This is a genomic window from Limosilactobacillus reuteri subsp. porcinus (assembly GCF_036621895.1).
Taxonomy (GTDB): domain Bacteria; phylum Bacillota; class Bacilli; order Lactobacillales; family Lactobacillaceae; genus Limosilactobacillus; species Limosilactobacillus reuteri_J.
The window spans coordinates 1-590 of sequence record NZ_LN887394.1; the positions used below are offsets into that span (position 1 = coordinate 1).

The 590-nt window shown below is 38.3% G+C and carries 2 protein-coding genes; both read right to left on the bottom strand.

Annotated elements, in window-relative coordinates; all coding sequences use genetic code 11:
- On the bottom strand, nucleotides 1–337 hold a 337-nt coding region (locus AACL61_RS04815; protein WP_339111052.1), incomplete at its 3' end, for an N-6 DNA methylase.
- Nucleotides 338–392: 55 nt separating this feature from the next.
- On the bottom strand, nucleotides 393–545 hold the full coding sequence (locus AACL61_RS04820) for a hypothetical protein (RefSeq protein ID WP_180977156.1): 153 nt from the start codon (nucleotides 543–545) through the stop codon (nucleotides 393–395).
- Nucleotides 546–590 lie beyond the last annotated feature (45 nt).

Here is a 590-nt window from a genome sequence, read left to right on the forward strand (position 1 = left end):
CTTCAATATCATGATTGAGGTTCCAACATTGAATAGTTAAAGCACCACTACCAGCACACATATCAATAATGTGTTTCTCATCGTTACGTAGAGCTAGGCTTGCCATTAACTTTGCTAGACTTGTCGGCGTATAATCTTGCTTCTTATCCTTGCGGTCCGCTTCGTAATACTGAAAAATCTTTTGGAGCCAATCAATGCTTAAATCACCGACTAATTCCTTAAATTTAGCTTTAGTATCATTATCATTCCAATAACTAGGCAACTTCTTAATTAGTTCTGTTGTGTTCTTAGAATTAAATAATACTAACGTTTTTTCGGTTAGTTCTTTGAGTTCCATAGCTGGTTCCTCCTAAATTTGAGCAAAATAAAAGACGGTAGCTAATGCTATCACCTTAATTATTTAATCTGTTATGTACTTTAAAAGCCGGCAAGCGTTGACCTGTCGGCTTTTTCTTTGCTAATCGTTTTCCCGTTTGTTCAGCATGAGCTAACATATGTAATTCGGCTCCACTGCTGACCGTGCCCCAATTCTTAGTCCACCGCATGCTTGAGCTCCTTATAGTAGTAGTCCATCTCGTATGCCGTCTTCT

Coding starts and splice junctions, on each gene's coding strand:
- AACL61_RS04820 (WP_180977156.1), bottom strand. CDS start 545: ATGCGGTGGACTAAGAATTGGGGCACGGTCAGCAGTGGAGCCGAATTA.